Genomic DNA, 20,909 nt, shown 5'->3' on the forward strand with positions numbered 1-20,909 from the left:
AAATCTTTTAAATATAATCTAGTAATTTCTCTTTTAGAAAACAATGTATATCCACTTATAGTAATATCCTCTATTTCTAAAGAGCTACTATCTAAAAGAGCTATATATCTATCTATTATAGTTTTAAATATTAGATTTCCCTTTACCTTAGAGGAATTAACCATAAATTTTCTTAAACTCTCATCTTCTGTTTCAATAATATCCTTTAACTTATCATCTTTAGACCTTATCTTTCCTTTTAATTTTAATTCTTTAACAACTAAATCTTGAAAAGTAGTTTGGGCAACATCTTTACTACCAAGGCTAGGTAAAATTTCTGATATATAATCTAAAAATATTCTATTAGGTGCTAAAACTAATATATCTTTACCTTCCATAGATTCCCTATATCTATATAAAAGATATGCCAATCTATGTAATGCTATAGTTGTTTTACCTGATCCTGCTGAACCTTGGACTATAATAGGTAAATTTTTAGGCCATCTAATTATATCATTTTGTTCTTTCTGGATAGTAGCTACTACTTCCTTTAACTTTTTACCTTTACTTTCCTCAAGATTTATTTTTAAAAATTCATCTACAAGGTCTACTCCCTCTTCTTCAGCTATAAATAACTCATTTATACCCTCATCAAAGATTCGCTCAATCTCATCATCATTATAAAGGAATCTTCTCTTTAAATATAATTCACCTTCTATAACTCCTGATGGTGCTTTGTAATAAGCTTCTCCACCTGTCCCACTATAATAAAGATCTGCAACTGGAGCCCTCCAATCTACCACTACCTCATCTCCATCTTTGCTAGAAGATATTCCTTGTTTTCCTATATATATTTCCTCTAAAGCTCCTAATTTTTCTCTAAAATCAACTCTAGCAAAATAGGGAGTCCTTATAGCCTCCTCATAGCTTTCTATATCCTTTTTCAATACATTATATATTTTCTCAGTGTTTTCTTTCTCTTGGTCATAGCTTCCTTTTGCAGCTTTTGTTAAAGCTTTAAGCTTTGACTCTATTTCTTGCTCATATTTAAGCTTTTCATTTATTTCATGTAAAATTAATTCTTTTTTTTCTTTCAGCACTTGCTTTGCTTTACTTAAATCATCCATCCTTATATTATCCCTCTCAAATAATTACAATATGAAACAAATTATGAATACATTCAACATCACCATTCTATATAACTATTATAACTATAATTTGTTATCATTTACCATATACTAATTATTTTTAACATTTTAACTTAAAAATATAAGCATATAGTATATTTTCTTATATTAACAATAATATCATAAAATATATTTTCTTCAATTAAACATACTAAAAAATAGAGGATGGTGTTAAAATGACAGACAAAAATTTAAATAACAACTCAATACCTATATCTCAAGTTGGGAATTTTACAAAACATGCCATAGAAACCTTTGAGGAAAATATAGTTAATCAACATAATTATTTAGAAAAAGTGCAAAACAATTTATCAAATAAGAAATAATATATAAAATAGGCTGTACTAATAAGTACAGCCTATTTTATATATTAATTAAATGCTGAATATAAATCTTTTCTTTGAGCTTTAGCCATTGCTTTACATAACACAAATGATATAACAGCATCCATAGCATGATGTATTATAGTTCCTAACGCTACTACTACTAACATTTCATATAAATTAAATCCAAAAGGAATTACTATTAACGCTTCAAGTATTCCATGTAATGGTGCAGTAATAAGCATAGCTTTCTTAAAGTTTTTTTCCTTCTGAACAATTTTAGCTCCAATAAATCCTACTGGTGCATGCATTAATGCTCTCGCTGCAATATAAGGTGGTAACCCAGTAATAAAAAATCCTATTCCAGATCCTATCCCAACAACAATAGCAACTACTGGTGAAATAAGCATTGATAGGAACATAGGTACATGTGAACATAATGTTGCACTAAAAGGTCCTAAGACTATCTTTAGAAATCCAAATTGTACCGGAATTATTATTGCTAGCGCTACTAATAAACCTGCTAAAACTATTTTTTTGACTCTGTTATTCATTTTAAATCCCCCATCTAAAAACAAAACATTTACACTATATATACTAATGTATATACACTAGTATATATTTATATTTCTCCATTGTAAATAGATGAATGTCATATTTCTTATAATTTACTTAATTTTTCTTTTATCTTTTTTGTATATCTTGGTGTAGTGCCACAACATCCACCAATAATTTTTGCTCCTTTTTTAATGCATTTTAATATTTCCTCGGAAAATTCATTTTCAGATATCTCTATAAAATCCTTTAAATTATCTATATAGCATCTAGTATTAGGTTGTACCATAATCTCTTTTTCTGTTAACTCTTTTATTTTTTCAACAATTATGTATATATCCTTTACTCCTGGTGAACAATTTATTCCTACTGCTTCTATATCTAGTTTATTCACTTCCTTTATTGCATTTTCAATAGAATTTCCATCAAAAAGTTCTCCATCCACATTTAATGTAAATGTACAAAGTACTGGTAATTTACTGTAATCTTTCGCAGCTTTAATTGCAGCCTTACATTCTTCTAAATTAAGTATTGTTTCTATTAAAATTAAATCTACTTCATTTTCTTCTGCAATAATAATTTGCTTTTTAAAAATTTCATAAGCTTCATCAAAAGTAAGAGTTCCTACTGGTTTAACACCAACTCCTGTAGGTCCAATATCGTAAGCAATTAATATTCTATCATTACCATCTCGTGCTTCTTTAGCAATTTTAATTCCCTTACTTATTACCTCTTCAATATCATATTTATCATTTTTAAATCTAATTTTATTTGCTCCAAAGGTATTTGTAGTTATAATATCTGCTCCTGCTTTAATATAGTCTCTATGAATTCTCTTTATTGTTTCTTCCTCAGTAAAATTGTAAATTTCAATGCTATTATTTATATTCAGACCATAACTTTTTATCATCGTCCCCATTGCTCCATCAAAAAGTAATACTTTATTTTTCTTAACCACTTGATAATTCATACCTAGCCTCCAATTTATTTTATTATTTATATATTACCATTTTATAGCTTAATAACTTCCTAGAATAAAGTAAGTAAACCATAAAATATATATTTGATCTAATATACAGAAAAACTCATAGATACCTTACATATCTATGAGTTACTTTAAAACTTAATTATTAAAATTATTATTGATATTATACTAAAGGTTAAACTTATTAAAGTTATTGAAGTAACTACTTCCGTCGTAGTTAATCCTTTCTCTTGTAACCTATAATGTATTTGACTTCTATCTGCTTGGTAAACAGGTTTTCCTTCTGAAAACCTCTTAAATATAACAAAAATATTATCAAAAATAGGAACTGCTAAAGCTAATATAGGTATTAACAAACTTAATATTGTAGCTTGTTTAAATGCTCCATCTAAAGCTATTATACTTAAAATAAACCCTAAAAAGTTAGCGCCTGAATCTCCCATAAATATTTTTGCTGGATATTTATTATATAATAAAAATGCTAATACACATCCGGCTGTTATAAGCGAAAATATTAGTGATGGCGGTTGAGCTAAAACAACTGCAGTAGCTGCAAATGTCATTGCAGATATAAATGATAACCCTCCAGCTAAGCCATCCATCCCATCAGACCAATTTATAACAGTTGTAACTCCAAATATCCAAGTAACAGTTAATATATATTGAACTAATATAGGTAACGATACATATGCCTCTGTAAATGGATTAGTAAATCCGTTAAAAGATACTCCAGAAAAGAATACTATTGTAGCTGCAAATAACTGTACTATAAGTCTTGGCATAATTCCAAATTCTTTTCCTATACTCTTATAATAATCATCAACAAGACCTATTCCAACAATTAAAGTTGCTCCAATAAAAATTCCATACTTTTCATCAAATGGGTGATTCCAAAAAGAAATGAAATAAGCAATAAAAAAACCTATATACATAGCCATACCACCACACAACGGTGTCTCTCCTCTATGTATTTTTCTCTTTGTAGGCTTATCTGTAAAATTATATTTAAATGACATTTTCATTAGTATAGGTATAATAAAATACACTATAGAAAATGCAATAATCATCGCTAGTAAATAATTCATCAATAGTACTCCTTAATTAATTTAGTCTATAACTTTTGTCAATCGTCTATTGTATATAAGAATTATACTATTGTTTTCTATCTTTAGCAATTACAAAAGTGTTACAATAGAAAAAGCTGTGTTTCCACAGCTTTTAATTATCCTCTTGATTGAATCATGTCTTTAACCTTCATTAATCTAGTTAAAGCTCCTCTTTCATTTTCATCTAACTTCATTCTTATATATTTTATAGTTTCTTGAAGCTGAGGTATAGTCATATACTCAAGAGCATTAACTCTTCTTCTTGTCTTTTCAATTTCATCAGCCATAAGCTGAGTAGATTTTTCAACTTCTGCAAGTTCAAGTAATTTAGGTAATATTGTATATAATTTTGTTATAGCATCATCTAATTCACTTGAAGTATTTGCAAAACCATATGGGAATATACTTCCCTCATCATCTTGAAGTTGTCTACGGAAAGTCATTTCTGGAACATTAACACTCATTATATTCTTAGTTCCTACTTCAACAGATATACTTTCCTTAGGATAAGCTACTGCTTCCTCTAAGAATTCAGAGCTCATTACAGCACTTGCCATAACGAAATCTTTAAATGAACCCTCAAGTTCTTTTTCTACTGACTTTCTAAGTTCATTATTATATTTAACAAGATTAATAAATTGTCTCATTAGCTCATCTTGCTTATCCTTAAGAAGTTTGTGCCCTCTTGTAGCTGTAGATAGTCTTTTCTTCAGCTTTGTGAGTTCCATTCTAGTAGGATTGACATTTAATCTTGCCATATTCTACTCTTCCTCTCTTAACATATACTTTTCAAGATATTCATCTCTAATTCTCTTAAGCTCTGTCTTTGGAAGAATCTTAAGTAATTTCCAACCTAAGTTTAATGTTTCTTCTATAGTTCTATTAGTTTCAAATCCTTGAGAAACATACTCTTCTTCGAAAGCTTCTGCAAATTTAGCAAATTTTTTGTCTGTATCTGATAAAGCTGATTCCCCTAAGATAGCAGATAATTCTTTTGCTTGCTTACCTTGTGCATAAGCTGAGAATAATTGGTTCATTGTATCAGCATGGTCTTCTCTTGTCTTCCCTTTACCAATACCTTTATCTTTAAGTCTTGATAGCGAAGGAAGTACATCTATCGGAGGCATTATACCTTTTTTATATAGCTCTTTTGTAAGAATTATTTGCCCCTCTGTAATATATCCAGTTAAATCTGGAATTGGATGAGTCTTATCTTCTTCTGGCATTGTAAGTATCGGAATTTGGGTTATAGATCCTTTTCTACCTCTAATTCTTCCTGCTCTTTCATATAATGTAGAAAGGTCAGTATATAAATATCCTGGATATCCTCTTCTTCCTGGTACTTCTTTTCTTGCAGCTGATACTTCTCTTAAAGCTTCTGCATAGTTTGTTATATCAGTCATAATTACAAGAACGTGCATGTCTTTTTCATATGCTAGGAATTCAGCAGCTGTTAATGCCATTCTTGGAGTAGCTATTCTCTCGATAGCTGGATCAGATGCTAAGTTCATAAATAGAACTGCATTATCTATTGCTCCAGTCTTTTTAAATTCATCTACGAAGAATTGAGATTCTTCGAAAGTTATACCTATAGCTGCAAATACAACAGCAAAGTTAGAATCTGAATTTAAAACCTTCGCTTGTCTTGCTATTTGAGCAGCTAATTGTGCATGTGGAAGCCCTGCTGCTGAGAACACAGGTAACTTTTGCCCTCTAACAAGAGTGTTTAATCCGTCTATAGCAGATATTCCAGTTTGAATAAATTCAGCTGGAAAATCTCTTGATACTGGATTTATAGCTTCTCCATTTATGTCTTTATAAACTTCTGGAATAATCTTTGGTCCTTTATCTATAGGGTTACCCATACCATCGAATACTCTTCCTAACATGTCTTCAGATACGCCCAGTTGAAGAGGCTTTCCTAAGAATTTTACCTTTGTACCTTTTAGGTTTATTCCTGTAGAACCTTCGAATAACTGAACCATAGCTCTAGATCCATTTACTTCTAGAACCTTCCCTCTTCTCTTCTCGCCAGTTTGTATTTCAACTTCTACTAGCTCATCAAACTTTACACCGCTAACTCCTTCAACAACCATTAAAGGACCTACAACCTCGGTTACAGTTCTATATTCTCTAAGCATTTAGAACCCCTCCTTTGCTTATCAAATCATCAATAGCATCTTTAAGCTCTTCTGCAATTTCATCTGTTCTCTTTATATCATCTTCATTAATGTACTTAGCTCTCGCTATCTTATCTCTTACTTCTAATTCTAATATCTTATTTAAGTATACACCTGCTTCAAGGGCTCTTTCTGCTTCTTTTTTAAATAAAAGAACTAATTTTAACATTCTGTATTGCTTTTCTAATGAAGTATAAGTATCAATTTCATGGAAACTATTTTGTTGTAAATAGTCTTCCCTTATTGATTTAGCTACTTCTAATTTTAATCTATCTTTTTCAGATAATGCATCTATACCTACTAATCTAACTATTTCATCAAGGCTAGCTTCTTCTTGTAAAAGTGCCATAGCTTCTATTCTTAACTCTGACCAATCTTCAGCAACTTCCTTATTAAAGTATGCATCTATTGTATCAGCATATAAAGAATAAGAAGATAACCAGTTTATTGCAGGGAAGTGTCTCTTGTATGCTAATTGTGCATCTAATCCCCAGAATACTTTTACTATTCTTAAAGTAGATTGTGTAACTGGCTCTGAAAGGTCTCCACCTGGAGGAGATACTGCACCAATTGCAGTTACTGATCCTTCTCTACCATCTTTACCTAAACAAACAACTTTACCAGCTCTCTCATAATATTCAGCAAGTCTTGATCCTAAGTATGCTGGATATCCTTCATCACCTGGCATTTCTTCAAGTCTACCAGACATTTCTCTTAATGCTTCTGCCCATCTTGATGTTGAGTCTGCCATTATTGATACAGAGTACCCCATATCTCTAAAATATTCAGCTATTGTTATACCTGTATAAATAGAAGCTTCTCTAGCTGCAACTGGCATATTTGAAGTATTAGCTATAAGAACTGTTCTCTTCATTAAGCTTTCACCAGTTTTGGGGTCAATAAGTTCTGGGAACTCATTAAGAACGTCTGTCATCTCATTTCCACGTTCTCCACATCCAACATAAACAACTATTTCAGCATCTCCCCATTTAGCAATTTGATGTTGAGTTACTGTTTTCCCAGCTCCGAAAGGTCCTGGTACTGCAGCCGCTCCACCTTTAGCTACTGGGAAGAAAGTATCTATAACTCTTTGTCCTGTAGTCATTGGAACTGTTGGCTTTAATTTAGTTTCATAAGGTCTACCTTTTCTTGCCGGCCATTTTTGCATCATAGTAAGTTCTTTATCACCTTTTTCAGTTTCTAAGACACAAACTATATCTACAACTGTAAACTCACCTGATTTTATTTCTTTAACTTTACCACTAACTCCGTATGGAACCATTATCTTGTGTAATACAACTGTAGTCTCTTGAACTGTACCAATTATATCTCCTGAAGATACTTCATCCCCAACTTGTACTGTTGGCTTAAAATCCCATACTCTTTCTCTATTTAATGAGTTAACTGAAATTCCCTTCTCAAGGAAAGGAGAATTTGCAGCTTTCTCAAAAGCATCTAATGGTCTTTGAATACCATCAAACATTGATTCTATAAGTCCTGGCCCTAGCTCTAAGCTTAACGGTTCTCCAGTAGTTTCAACTGGGTCACCTGTACCTATACCTGTTGTTTCTTCATAAACTTGGATTGAAGCCTTATCTCCTCTCATCTCAATAATTTCACCGATAAGACCTTTTTCTCCAACTTTAACCATATCATATATATTAGCTTCATCCATCCCTTCAGCAACTACTAAAGGTCCTGAAACTTTAATTATCTTTCCAGTCTTCAACTCTCTAACCTGCCTTCCTATAATATATTGACTCCTACAGCTTTCTCCACTGAATCACTTATCCTCTTTGAACCTATATTTAAAGTTCCTTGATTGCTTGGAATTAATATTACAGCAGGAAGTACTTGTTTATTATAACGCTCTATTGTTTCTTCTATTGTAACTGCAACTTGTTCTGTTATAAATATAACTGCGTAATCATTCATAGCCATCTTATCTACTGCTATTCTAGCTTCATCTTCATCAACAACTGGAAATACATCTATTCCTAATGCCTTAAATGCTAAAACTGAGTCCTTATCTCCAACTACTCCTATTTTCTTATACATAACTATCACGCAGCCTTTCTCTTATTACTTCCTGAGAAATATTATTAAGCTTACCTACCATAATAATTCTAATAATTTTAATCTCTGTTTCCTTTGCATAGATATATGATAATATTCTATCTGGTCCAAAAGTAACTAATCTAGCACCTTTCATTAAATCCATAATATAATTATCACTTAACTTTTCTAAAAGACTTGCAGAGTTAGATTCCTTAAAACTTTCTATTCCTTCTTTTATAATATCTGAGTATATTGTAGTACTTAACTTAGTTATTATATTTTCAGGAGTTTCATTTATAATTGATATTAAAGTATCTTTATCAATTGCTCCACCAGATATTAATACTTTTGCTGCAAATTCTCTTCCTTGCCCTTGCTTCTTAAGTCTAATTAGAGTTCTAATATTAGTTAGATCGATTGTTGCTAAGACAAGTTTATCAGTAAATTTATAGTCTAATTTTTTCTTTATATCTTTCATCTCATCAAACATATATCTATCTACAATAATATCTATTTTTTGTGGATCTTTATTTTCCTCAAAATCTTTTACAACTTCAATAACAGCTTTTTTAGTATATCCTTTTAAATCATCAAAGTTATCTAAATCAATTATACTTTTTAATTCCTTTAAATCTTCTATCCCTAAATCTATTAAAAGATTAGATAAATCCTTTGAAAGAAACTTTCCTTTTAGTAATACTTTTAAGTTATGATATCTATATTTTACACTCATTAAATCTACTACGTCTTTAACTGGACAAAGTTCATACATTAATTCGTAAACTCTCTTTAATTCATAAGATAAAATATTTTCGTAATCATTAACTCTTTTTGCTTTACTTAATATATTAGAATATTCCGTTTCATTAAGAATCTTTAAAGCTTCTTCTGCTGAAGGTGCTTCGATCATTCTTTCAATTTTAGTTCTATCAAGGAGTCTAGTTTCAAATACCCAAATTCTTGAAAGAGCTTGAGTAAACTGCATTACATCCATAGTTACCCTCCTTAACTAAATAACACCTTTGCAACTTCAAATTCTAATTCATCTCTTAATGAGCTTATTAAAGCTTCGTATGTGTTATTAATTTCTATACCATTTTTTTCTAATATAAATCCACCTCTAAAACTTCCTTCTTTTTTAAGAAGTCTTATTTCACCCTTAAGTCCTTTATCCTTTAGGTCAGCATTTAATGAATCCATAAATTCTAAGCCAATCACTTTTAACCCTTCATGGTTTAAAACTAAGTTCTCATCACCTTCTAAATCCATTGATAGAATGCTTCTTCTAATAAAGTTACTTAATTCATCTTCAGATAGTGTACATAATTTATTTAAAGCTTCATCAAAAACGCCATCTATTACTGATTGCTTTTGAGCTAGCTTATCATTCCTTACTTTTAATTTTGCTGAAGAAATTATTCTATCTTTTTTAGACTTTCCTTCTTGCTCTGCCTTAGATAATATTTCACTTTCTAAGGCTTTGGCACCATTAACTCTTTTAGAGATTATTTTATTCTTCTCATCCTCTGAAGCAGCTAAAATACTATCCCTTTCTACTTCAGCGTCCTTCAGGATCTTAGAAGTAATATTCTTCACATCTGACATAGCTTTCTATCTCCAATCCTAGAATGTTTTCATAACTAACATAAATGAAATAACGAATCCTAATAATGCATATGTTTCAACCATAGCTGATAATATAATACCTTTAGTGTTATGTTCTGGTCTCTTAGCTAATATTTGAATACCAGCAGCAGCAACTCTACCTTGAGCTATAGCTGAGAAATATCCTGCTAAAGCAATTGGAAGGCAAGCTCCAAAAATATATAATCCTTGAGAAAGTGTCATACCTGCTGATAATTTAGTAAATGCTAAAAATCCAACAACGAATCCATATAGACCTTGTGTACCTGGTAATAATTCTAGAACTAATGCTTTACCAAACTTTTCTGGCTCTTCTGTTACAAGCCCTGTAGCTGCTTCCCCTACTAATCCAACACCTTTTGCTGAACCTATTCCTGATAATCCAACAGCTAAAGCAATACCTAATGCTGCAAAAATTATTCCTCCACCATTTTCCATTAAAAATTGTATCCATGTCATATTATTCATTTTTTATTCCTCCTAATTATTCTTTAAATTAATATATTTTTCTGATGATTTAAATGGAGTAAATGGTTTTCCTCCACCTTCGTAGAACTTTGAGAAGTATTCTACATATTGTAATCTTGCTGTATGAACATAAGCTCCTAATAATCCTAATAAAAGATTAAATACATGAGCTAAAACAAAAATTATTGGTCCTATTATTATTGCTACTATTCCTTGTGGTAATTGTGCAATAAGCATATTTAATGCTCCTGCAATACTTCCACCAGCTAAACCTAACGCCATAAGTCTTGTATATGAAACTAAGTCTGATACATAACCAGTAATTCCATATAATGCATAAAGTCCTTGACCTATTTGTGCTCCCTTAGTTTTTTCTGTTCTACCACCAGTTAAAACTATAACTACAGAACCAAGTATTAATCCACCTATACTTACATATTTCATAATTGGCGGCCATTTAAGCATAATGCTTCCTGCTAATAGTCCTATTGATATTAAAGTTATAAGCCATGCACCTACATCATAGAATGCATCCCTCTTCTTACCAGCTTTTATAAGAACAAATGCTTTTATTCCAAGTCCAAAGAATATTTGAATTACTCCTAGGACTATTGACATCCCAAGTATTGTATTAATATCCCTTGAAGGATCTATAAGTCCTGGTATTTTCACTGCATCACCAAAGAATGATCCATAGATAAAACCAAAAAATATAGTTGGAAAACTTAAATAGAAAAAGAATCTTGCAAAATCTTCATTTTTCTTTGTAAGCTTTATAAATTTCATTGCACAAAATGATGCTATTAGCATTACAAGGCCATATCCAGCATCTGCTACCATCATTCCAAAGAATACAAGGTAGAAAGGCACAAGTAATGGTGTTGGGTCCACTTCATTATATTTTGGATAACTATACATTTCTGTAACAGATTCAAATGTTCTACTTAACTTATGATTGCTAAGCTTTATAGGAACATCATCAATTTCTTCTTCTTTTACATCTTCAAAAGTTATATAATAATCATCTTTTAACTCTTCATTACATATCTTTTTTAAAGTTTCATTATCCTCAATTGAACACCATCCTTGAATTGTAATAGTGTTATTTGTTTTTAGGAAGTTTGTTGATACAGTTTTTCTACCTAACTTGTTAGAATAATAATCATATACTAACCTTAATATCTTATACTCTTCCTCTAAAGAAGCTATTTCTTCCTTTACGAAGAAGATATCAGATCTTATTTTTTCAATTTCTGCAGTATAATCCATAACTAATTTTTGCGGACTATCCTTATGTTCTGTTTTAAATGGGCTAAATCCATATCCTCTAATAGTAGCTAATACTTCATCTTCCTTATCCTTATTGGTTATTACTAATATATTAGTACCATTTGAATTTCTAGATATTATCTCAACATATGAATCTTGTAACTCTTCCATTAACTTTTCTTCATATTGTTTTGCAATACTACCTAAAAAGTAAGATGTCTTTTTTAATTCTTCTAAAGCTTTGAAGGTTGTATCAAGTGGTTGCCATGGAGTTAATACCTCTATTTCTCCTTGAAGCTTAACTATTATATTTTCTAGAGACGTTAGCTTCTCTTCCTGTTCCTTCACCTTAGTATAAATATTAAGCCAATTAGATGATTCTACTTTTTTGTCTAACTCATCGATAGTCAAATACTCTTTATCATCTTCAAAAGCCTTAATTCCAGACCTTTTAGGCATATAGCTATTTAAGAATTCAAGAGCGGATTTAGCTTTTGATAAATTTTCCTCTAACTCTGCACTCTCAGGACTAATCTCATCCTTTGCAAGATCTTGTAACTCCTCATTTTTCTCTAAGATATTTTCATCTTGTAAATTTATAAATTCAACCTTTGAAAATTCCTGTAGTTTACGAAGAAGTTCTTCCTTATGCGATTTAAAAGTTAGCAAAGTGAATTTATTCATCTTAACTATTGCCATAACTCTTCACTATCCTCTCAACAACTATATTTACAGCATTTTCTTTAACATCATTAGCTATATTTTTAATAGCATTAACCTCTTCTGCACCTTTTTCTAATATAGGCTTAGCTTCTGAATTTCCTTCTTCAGTAGCAAGATTTATTATCTCATTAGCTTTTTCCCTTGCTTCTTTTAGAATTTCATTATACTTAGAATCAGCTTCACTTTTAGCTTTTTGAATCATTTCTGATGCATTTTTCTTAGCTTCATTAATCATTTCATCAGCTTTTTGTTCAGCATTCTTAATTTCCTTAATTGCTTCTATCGCCAAAATATCACCACCTTTTATTAACTTTTAATGATATAAATATTAATACTTTATATAGTATTAATTACTTTTTAATATTTATAATTATACACTCTTTTCCTTATTATTCAACTAATCTTTTGTAAAGAAATTATTATAATTCTTCAAATTACATAATAAGTAAACGATTTGTACTCTGTTTTTTATCGCTAAACTACGATATTTTATCTGTTATTTCAACACTTCCACCATTATATCCAAATAAATAATAAGTATTTTTGTTAATTATTGTGTTATTATTTATAAATTCTTTTATATCTATGCAGAAGCTTTCAATATAGTTTTCTTTAAATGAATAATATTCTCTTAGCTTATTTTTTATTTCTATTTCCTCCTCCTTAGTCATCCTACTTTCTAAAAATTCAGGCATACCTCTTCTTTTATTAAAAGTTAGATAATCATATTTAATTATATCTCTTAAAATAGAATTATCACTTTTTAACACTTTTTCATTAAACTCTAGGAACACTTTATAGTATTCGCTATTACCTATATTTCTATTAAAATAATCTTTCATTTCAAAAAATTCTCCTAGACTTAAGAAAAAATCAAAAGGTGTTTCAAACTTATCTATAAAGAATTTAATTACATTATTAAATTTTTGTGAATTATAATATTTATCAACCATATGTTCTACTTTTTTAAGCACCAATAATTCATCATATGAAATATCTTTTGTAGAAAGAATCTCATAAGGTGGATATGGTGAATATTTCATATCATAAAGTTCAGCTTCTTCCCTCATAGAAGAACCTCTAAGTAGCTTTAAGAAACCTAACTGAATCTCTTCTGGCCCTATACTATATACGTCATTAAATGATTTTTTAAAAGATTTATAATCTTCTCCAGGAAGACCTGCTATTAAATCTAAATGTTGTTTTATATTTTTTATAGCTAGTAGCTCTAGTACTTTTTCTTTTATATCACTAAAGTTTACAAATCTATTGATTTGTCTCAATACATCATCGTTAGTAGTTTGAACTCCAACCTCAAATTGGAACCTATCTTTTGGAGCTTTTCTTAAAATCTCTAACTCCTGTGGCTTTAATATATCCGCAGAAATTTCAAAATGGAATTGAGTTTTTGTATCACTATTAATTAAAAACTCCCATATAGCTGTGGAAAATTTAAAATTACAATTAAAAGTTCTATCAACAAATTTTACTAATCTTACTTTTTTGTCTATAAAAAATTGCAACTCTTTTTTTACTCTTTCTATATCCAAGAATCTAACTCCATGAGTAGTAGATGATAAACAATATTTACAATTAAATGGGCATCCTCTAGATGCTTCATAGTAAACTATCTTATTGTCTAAGTTTTCATCTTCTTTATAGGGGAATACTATTTCATCCATATTCATAAGCGGCCTATTTCCGTTAAATATTACATCATTACATTTTTTAAAATATAATCCTCTAATAGATTCTAATTTCTTCTCTCCTAACTTGTACTCTACAAACTCTCTATATGTTTTTTCCCCTTCTCCTTGGATTATATAATCTCCATTTAGCTCCTTTAATATATTAAAACTATCATAAGATACTTCTGGTCCTCCATAAAGAATTTCTATATTCTTATCTACCATTTTTATTAAGTTAGATAGTCTAGTAATCATCTCTATATTCCATATATAAGTTGAAAATGCTACTACATTAGGCTTTTCTTTAATTATCTCTTCTAATATCTTCTCTTCTCTATCATTTATAGAAAACTCCCTTATAGAACACTCATAAGATAAATCATCCGTAAATGCTTTTAGGTATCTAACAGCTAAATTGCTATGAATAAACTTTGAGTTTATAGCTGTAAGTAAAATCTTCATATTTCTTCTTCCTTTCTTTCTCACTGGTTATAGTTTTTCACCTTTTACAAAGTAAATATCTTCCCATATTTTTTCTTCTGTAATCTTGTAATTAGACTCTAACAACTTTTTTGTGTCTTCTAAGTTAGACTTTGACATTATATTTAGGTTTTTAAAATCAAACTCTTTAACATTTTTAGATGGTAACACAGCTCTTATTTTATTATTAAAGACCTTTCCTATATCTTTATTAATATCCCATATATAAACACTTCCACCTTTTTTAACGAATCTAGTTACATCGTCAATAAGTTTAGCTTTCCCACCTTCTCTCCATATATTGCTTAGATAAAAGAATATTGTACATGTATCATACCCTTCCGATAATAATATTTCTTTATTATCATCTTCTATATAATCTATAGCTAATTCATCAAAAGCTTCTTTAGACAGATTATATATTACTCCATAACTTTCACCAACATCTAAAATATCTCCTTCTAAAATCACATTAGATAAATTTAATATTATTGTTTTACCCATAATTTCTCATCCCCTTTAAAATAATTTTACTATAAGTGAAAATCTAAAGCTAGGATTTACTTTATTCTGTATTTTATAGATAAAAAGAACCAGCATTATTTGCCAGTTCTTCTTATCTTCTTATTGTATTTTATTACTTCAGTTATTATTAATGTTACAACGAATATTACTACAAATCCCCATATTATTAACGGCAAATTAAATATAGTAGTATTAACTTTACTTTCTAACTTATATAAAAATCCAACTTTACTATCTAAAACATATATACCATCCTTATAGCATTTAATAACCTCGATTTTGCTATTATCCCCTAAATCAACAATTTTATTAGCTACATTATTTTTTCCTAAAGAGTATAGATAATTCTCCTTATTATCAGCAAAAACTATTACATCTTCTCCTAAAACATCTCCATTTCTATCTACAGCTAATCCTTTTAAAGAAGATAAATTATAATGTTGATAAGTTGGTCCATAAGGTGTTTTAGTAGGAGGATTGCTTATAACTGCCTCTAATTTATTTTCGTTATCTGAAAATCTTGGTGAATTAATTGGATCCCCTCCACTATAATCTGGCCATCCATACCAAGCATTTTCCTTTATTTCATATATATAGTCTTTATCATCTTTAACAGCCCTACTTCCTTCATCTTCCATACCACCAACAATAGCAACTATGTTCCCATTATTATTAAAATCTATTCCTTCAACATTTCTAATCCCAGTGGCAAAGGTGCTTACCTTTCCAGAAGATAAGTCATAAGATATAATACTTCCGTTGCTAATTATACCCTCTTTTATTTTTTCACCACTTTTGTTTTGTATTCCATATTCAACAAAAGCTCCTGTGTTATTTGCTCCATAGTTCTTACCTGTAAGAATCCATTCAAATGATGGTACATCACATTCTGTGCTATCTTTATCTAATATTCCAGAGTTTGTGTTTGTTCCTATAGTTATATAAAGTTTCTCATCTTTTACTAATAATTTAGTATACTTATTTTCTCCTAAATTAGGTAAATCTTTTATAAGCTCTACTATTTCATCATTTTCATAATTATACTTAACTATATCTCTACCTGTTGCAAGTATTATTTCATTTTTATAGATTACCATATCGTAGATATTAAAATCTTTTCTTTTTATTAAAGTTTCTTCTTTGTTATCTTCCTTTATAATTTTAAGAGAATCACTAAATGCTATGTATAAATTGCCAGCCTCATCAAACTCAAAACTTTTTGCATCTTTTATTCCTTTATGATTTATGCTCCATTCAATATTTTTATTTATTATGTCTATAGTATATTTATTATTTATTTCGTAGACTCCAAAAGATATTGATACAACTAGTATAGAAAATGCTAAAAACTTCAAAAATCTTTTCATAATAATTCACTCCCTCTCTAATTAATTTATATTTAGTTACCTATATAAATTATTACTTAATTTTCACTATAATTTATTTGACTTAACAAAAAAGAAACTGCCTATTAATAAACAGTTTCTTTTTTTGTTTTTCTTTTATTTACTTTTATCTTTATAATGAGTATGCAAAAGCTCATGAGCTTTTTTACTATTTGGTTTACCTAAATACTCATCATAAAGCCTTAATATTTCAGGATTTTCGTGCGATTTTCTTAGCTTCTTATCTTTATCCTCATTGTATAAAACTTCCATTCTCTTTTCTAAGATATCTATATCTGCTCTAATAAACGGTTGCCCACCTCCGTCTATACATCCACCAGGACATGCCATAATTTCTATGAAGTCATACTTATTATGTCCCTCATCAATGTCATCCATTATTTTTTTAGCATTGCCTAAAGAATTAACTACAACTATACTAACATTTTTATCTCCAACCTTTATCTTAGCTTCCTTAATTCCATCTAAACCTCTAATATTTTCAAATTCTATTCTATATAACTCATCTCCAGTTATCCATTCATATGCAGTTCTTAGGGCAGCTTCCATTACCCCTCCTGAAGTACCAAAAATAACTCCAGCCCCTGTAGACTCTCCTAAAGGATTATCAAAATCCTCTTCCTTCATATTTCTAAGATCCATTCCAGCTTCTTTTATCATCTTAGCTAATTCTCTAGTAGTGATAACTATATCAATATCTTGTATCCCATCTCTTCCCATCTCTTCTCTAGAGGCTTCATATTTTTTAGCAGTGCAAGGCATAACTGATACTACAACTATTTTTTCTACTGGAACCCCTAACTTTTCTGCTAAATACGTTTTAGCTATAGCTCCAAACATTTGCTGAGGTGATTTACATGTTGATGGTAAATTTAAATGTTCTGGATAATTTTTTTCTATAAAGTTTATCCATCCCGGACAACAACTAGTAATCATAGGCAAATTTTCACCTTTAGTTACTCTTTCAATAAATTCTTTTGCTTCTTCCATTATAGTTAAATCCGCTGCAAAGTCTGTATCAAAAACCTTTTTAAATCCTAATGCCTTTAATGCTCCAACCATAAGCTTTGTTACAGATGTTCCTGGCTTTATTCCAAATTCTTCACCTAAAGCCGCTCTTACTGCTGGCGCCGTACTAACAACAACATATTTATCTGCATCGCTTAATGCTTCCCATACCCTATCATAGTCATAAACTTCTCTTAAAGCTCCTGTTGGACACACTGAGACACATTGCCCACAATAGGTACATTCAGTTTCACTTAATGGTTTGGAAAAGAATGTAGATATAGTTGTATCAAATCCCCTATCTATAGGTGTTAATGCATGAACTTTTTGTATATCATTACATACCGTTACACATCTTCTACATAATATACATTTCTCCATATCTTTTACTATTGCAGGTGAAGAATAATCTCTTCCATAAGTATTTCTTTCACCTTCATATTTTATTTCATATACTCCTAAATCTGCAGCCATCTTTTGAAGTTCACATTTTAGATTTTTTTCACACTTTAAACAGTCCATTGGATGATTTGAAAGTAATAACCCTACGATATTTCTTCTTGCTTGAATTGCCCTTGGTGTATTTGTCTTTATTACCATTCCATCAAAAACTGGAGTTGAACATGCAGGAGCTAAATTTTTTCTACCTTCAACTTCTACAACGCAAACTCTACAAGTACCCTTACAATTCTCACTTTTACCATCTTGCATATACATATGACAAAGTGTTGGTATTTCTATATTCATTTGCTCTGCAACCTTTAATATCATAGAGCCGTCTTCTACTAAAATATTCTTCCCATTAATATTAACTGATACCATATTCATACTAACACCTCCTATTCTCTAACTATTGCCTTAAATGGACATATAGCTTCACAAGCACCACATTTAATACATTTACTTTGATCTATAACATGTTTTTCTCTTGGTTTACCTTTTATACAACCAGATGGACATCCCTTTGCACACTTAGTACATCCAAAACACTTATCTGTAATTCTATATTTTAATAGCTTCTTACAAATTCCTGAATAACACTTATGCTCTTTAACATGAGCTTCGTACTCATCCATGAAATACTTCATAGTTGATATTATAGGATTTGCAGCTGTTTGCCCTAGTCCACAAAGTGCTGTATCTTTTATTGATTCAGATAAAACTTGAAGTTTTTTTAGATCTACTAATGTAGCCTTTCCTTCAGTTATTTTCTGTAACATTTCAAGTAACCTTTTACAACCTACTCTACAAGGTGTACATTTTCCACAGCTTTCATCAACTATAAATTCCATATAGAACTTAGCTATATCAACCATACAGTTATCTTCATCCATAACAATCATTCCACCAGAACCCATCATAGACCCAATCTTTAATAAAGAATCATAATCTATTGGCACGTCTAGTAATTCAACAGGAATACAACCTCCTGATGGTCCACCAGTTTGAACAGCTTTTAACTTCTTACCATCTTTTACGCCTTCACCTATTTCATATATTATTTCTCTTAATGTAATTCCCATAGGAACTTCAACAAGCCCAACATTATTAATCTTTCCAGCCAAAGCGAAAACCTTAGTTCCCTTTGATTTTTCTGTTCCTATAGAACTATACCAGTCTGCACCTTTATTTAATATTGCAGGAATATTGGCAAAAGTTTCTACGTTATTAACTGAAGTTGGCTTACTCCATAATCCTGAAACTGCTGGAAATGGTGGTTTATTAGTTGGTTCACCCCTTGAACCTTCAATTGACTTTATAAGAGCTGTTTCTTCACCGCACACAAATGCTCCAGCTCCATATTTAATTTCAATATCAAAATTAAATCCCGAATTCAAAATATTTTCTCCTAAAAGTCCAGCTTCTTTTGCTTGCTTTATTGCAACTAACAATCTACTTACTGCTAAAGGATATTCTGCTCTAATATAAATATATCCATTTGAAGCACCTATTGAATATCCTGCTATTGCCATAGCCTCTAAAACAGAGTGTGGATCCCCTTCTAGTATTGATCTGTCCATGAATGCTCCTGGGTCACCCTCATCTGCATTGCAAATAATATACTTAACATCACTTTTACTCTCACGAGCAAATTTCCATTTAACTCCTGTTGGGAATCCTCCACCCCCTCTTCCTCTAAGTCCTGATTTAGTTATTTCGTTAATTACCTCAATAGGCTCATAGTTTTTAAGTACATTTCCTAAAGCTTTATATCCGTCTGCTGCAATATACTCTTTTATATTTTCCGGATCTATTACACCACAATTTCTTAATGCTATTCTCATTTGCTTTTTATAAAAAGGGATATTATGCTGAGATTTTATTTTTGAATTATCGCTTGGGTCTGTAAATAGCAATCTTTCTACAACGTTTCCATAGACAATATGATTTTTAATAATATCTTCTGCATCTTCTGGAGTAACTTGAATATAAAAAGTATCATCTGGTTCTATCTTTACTATAGGCCCTTTTGCACAAAATCCAAAACACCCTGCCATAATTACTTTCACTTTATCTTGTAAGCCATATTTTTCAATACTTCTATTTAATTCACTTAATATTTTGTCTGCATTCGCAGATTTACACCCTGTTCCTCCACAAATAAGTATATGTTTTTCTCCATTTTCGTTCACACAACTTTTATCTACTCTTAAACTTATATACTTTTTATATTTTTCAGCTTTGTCTAATAACTCCTCATAAGATGATATTCTTCTCATATTACACCTCCAAACGTTTATGCTCGTTTATAACTTCTTCAACATTTTTCTTAGTAAAATGTCCATAAACTCTATTATTCACCATAACTACTGGTGCAAGTCCACAAGCCCCTACACACCTTAATGTATCTAAGGTAAATAATCCATCCTCTGTAGTTTCACCTACTTCAATACTTAAGTACTTTTTAAACTCATCTATTATTTCTCCAGCACCTCTTACAAAGCAAGCTGTCCCAGCACATACGTTTATTACATATTTACCTTTAGGCTCAGTAGTAAAAAATGAATAAAATGTTATTACTCCATAAACTTTTGATACTGGCACCTCTAACTTTTCTGATACAAATAATTGTACCTCTTCTCCTAAGTATCCAAATAATTCTTGAGCTTTATGAAGTACTGCTATTAAGTCATTCTCCCTTAAATCATTTTTGTCGATATAATCTCCTAACTCTTTAAATTTCTCTTTGCTTACATTAGAAATACACATACTTTTTCCTCCCTTCATTTTATTAATTTACTATACGTTAATTTTATCACAATATAATATATATTTTCCAGTTATTGTAATAATATTCATAATATTATGTTTATTATTAATGATT

The 20,909-nt window shown here is 30.2% G+C and carries 20 protein-coding genes; 1 reads left to right on the forward strand and 19 read right to left on the reverse strand.

Annotated elements, in window-relative coordinates; translation table 11 throughout:
• Positions 1–1,106, reverse strand: a 1,106-nt coding sequence (locus tag H8S20_RS14155) for a helicase domain-containing protein (RefSeq protein ID WP_186860520.1), incomplete at its 3' end; no start/stop codon positions are given.
• A 236-nt stretch (positions 1,107–1,342) separates the two neighbouring features.
• On the opposite strand from H8S20_RS14155, the gene H8S20_RS14160 reads away from it, so the two are divergent.
• Positions 1,343–1,492, forward strand: coding sequence for a hypothetical protein (locus H8S20_RS14160; RefSeq protein ID WP_186860521.1), 150 nt, complete (start codon positions 1,343–1,345; stop codon positions 1,490–1,492).
• Positions 1,493–1,536: 44 nt separating this feature from the next.
• Here H8S20_RS14160 and H8S20_RS14165 read toward each other — a convergent pair whose 3' ends face one another.
• The 18 genes from H8S20_RS14165 to H8S20_RS14250 all read right to left on the reverse strand — a co-directional run bounded on the left by H8S20_RS14165 (position 1,537) and on the right by H8S20_RS14250 (position 20,794).
• A complete protein-coding gene (locus H8S20_RS14165) occupies positions 1,537–2,043 on the reverse strand; it encodes an ECF transporter S component (protein ID WP_032119224.1) in 507 nt (168 codons plus the stop codon).
• Positions 2,044–2,150: 107 nt separating this feature from the next.
• The gene (locus tag H8S20_RS14170; protein WP_186860522.1) at positions 2,151–3,014 is read right to left on the reverse strand and encodes a homocysteine S-methyltransferase family protein; all 864 of its coding nucleotides are present in this window, start codon (positions 3,012–3,014) and stop codon (positions 2,151–2,153) included.
• Positions 3,015–3,160: 146 nt separating this feature from the next.
• Positions 3,161–4,114, reverse strand: coding sequence for an MraY family glycosyltransferase (locus H8S20_RS14175; protein ID WP_032119226.1), 954 nt, complete (start codon positions 4,112–4,114; stop codon positions 3,161–3,163).
• Positions 4,115–4,251: 137 nt separating this feature from the next.
• The gene (locus H8S20_RS14180) at positions 4,252–4,893 is read right to left on the reverse strand and encodes a V-type ATP synthase subunit D (RefSeq protein WP_032119227.1); all 642 of its coding nucleotides are present in this window, start codon (positions 4,891–4,893) and stop codon (positions 4,252–4,254) included.
• A 3-nt stretch (positions 4,894–4,896) separates the two neighbouring features.
• Positions 4,897–6,276 (reverse strand): V-type ATP synthase subunit B, encoded by a 1,380-nt coding sequence (locus H8S20_RS14185; protein WP_032119228.1) that lies wholly within the window; start codon positions 6,274–6,276, stop codon positions 4,897–4,899.
• Positions 6,269–8,044, reverse strand: a complete 1,776-nt coding sequence (locus H8S20_RS14190) for a V-type ATP synthase subunit A (RefSeq protein ID WP_032119229.1) — start codon at positions 8,042–8,044, stop codon at positions 6,269–6,271. Before H8S20_RS14190 ends, H8S20_RS14185 begins: the two co-directional genes overlap by 8 nt.
• A gap of 17 nt (positions 8,045–8,061) precedes the next feature.
• The gene (locus H8S20_RS14195; protein ID WP_032119519.1) at positions 8,062–8,373 is read right to left on the reverse strand and encodes a V-type ATP synthase subunit F; all 312 of its coding nucleotides are present in this window, start codon (positions 8,371–8,373) and stop codon (positions 8,062–8,064) included.
• Positions 8,366–9,367: a V-type ATP synthase subunit C gene (locus H8S20_RS14200; RefSeq protein ID WP_032119230.1), complete on the reverse strand. Its 1,002-nt coding sequence runs from the start codon at positions 9,365–9,367 to the stop codon at positions 8,366–8,368. Before H8S20_RS14200 ends, H8S20_RS14195 begins: the two co-directional genes overlap by 8 nt.
• 11 nt (positions 9,368–9,378) lie before the next feature.
• Positions 9,379–9,978, reverse strand: a complete 600-nt coding sequence (locus tag H8S20_RS14205; protein ID WP_186860523.1) for a V-type ATP synthase subunit E — start codon at positions 9,976–9,978, stop codon at positions 9,379–9,381.
• An 18-nt stretch (positions 9,979–9,996) separates the two neighbouring features.
• On the reverse strand, positions 9,997–10,485 hold the full coding sequence (locus tag H8S20_RS14210) for a V-type ATP synthase subunit K (RefSeq protein ID WP_032119232.1): 489 nt from the start codon (positions 10,483–10,485) through the stop codon (positions 9,997–9,999).
• A 12-nt stretch (positions 10,486–10,497) separates the two neighbouring features.
• Positions 10,498–12,453, reverse strand: a complete 1,956-nt coding sequence (locus H8S20_RS14215) for a V-type ATP synthase subunit I (RefSeq protein ID WP_186860524.1) — start codon at positions 12,451–12,453, stop codon at positions 10,498–10,500.
• Positions 12,440–12,766, reverse strand: coding sequence for an ATP synthase archaeal subunit H (gene ahaH / locus H8S20_RS14220; protein ID WP_032119234.1), 327 nt, complete (start codon positions 12,764–12,766; stop codon positions 12,440–12,442). Before ahaH ends, H8S20_RS14215 begins: the two co-directional genes overlap by 14 nt.
• Before the next feature lie 190 nt (positions 12,767–12,956).
• Positions 12,957–14,627, reverse strand: a complete 1,671-nt coding sequence (locus H8S20_RS14225) for a B12-binding domain-containing radical SAM protein (RefSeq protein WP_032119235.1) — start codon at positions 14,625–14,627, stop codon at positions 12,957–12,959.
• Positions 14,628–14,654: 27 nt separating this feature from the next.
• The gene (locus H8S20_RS14230) at positions 14,655–15,149 is read right to left on the reverse strand and encodes a hypothetical protein (protein ID WP_032119236.1); all 495 of its coding nucleotides are present in this window, start codon (positions 15,147–15,149) and stop codon (positions 14,655–14,657) included.
• A 95-nt stretch (positions 15,150–15,244) separates the two neighbouring features.
• Positions 15,245–16,537 carry a PQQ-dependent sugar dehydrogenase family protein gene (locus H8S20_RS14235; RefSeq protein ID WP_186860525.1) on the reverse strand — a complete coding sequence of 431 codons (1,293 nt, stop codon included), beginning with the start codon at positions 16,535–16,537 and terminating at the stop codon, positions 15,245–15,247.
• A 135-nt stretch (positions 16,538–16,672) separates the two neighbouring features.
• Positions 16,673–18,412: an NADH-dependent [FeFe] hydrogenase, group A6 gene (locus tag H8S20_RS14240; protein ID WP_186860526.1), complete on the reverse strand. Its 1,740-nt coding sequence runs from the start codon at positions 18,410–18,412 to the stop codon at positions 16,673–16,675.
• An 11-nt stretch (positions 18,413–18,423) separates the two neighbouring features.
• Entirely contained in the window at positions 18,424–20,304 is a 1,881-nt protein-coding gene (gene nuoF, locus H8S20_RS14245; protein WP_186860527.1) for an NADH-quinone oxidoreductase subunit NuoF, read from the reverse strand.
• A gap of 1 nt (position 20,305) precedes the next feature.
• Entirely contained in the window at positions 20,306–20,794 is a 489-nt protein-coding gene (locus H8S20_RS14250; protein WP_032119240.1) for an NADH-quinone oxidoreductase subunit NuoE family protein, read from the reverse strand.
• Positions 20,795–20,909: the final 115 nt, after the last annotated feature.

This window comes from Clostridium hominis, from assembly GCF_014287825.1.
In the GTDB taxonomy this organism is placed as follows: Bacteria; Bacillota; Clostridia; order Clostridiales; family Clostridiaceae; genus Clostridium; species Clostridium hominis.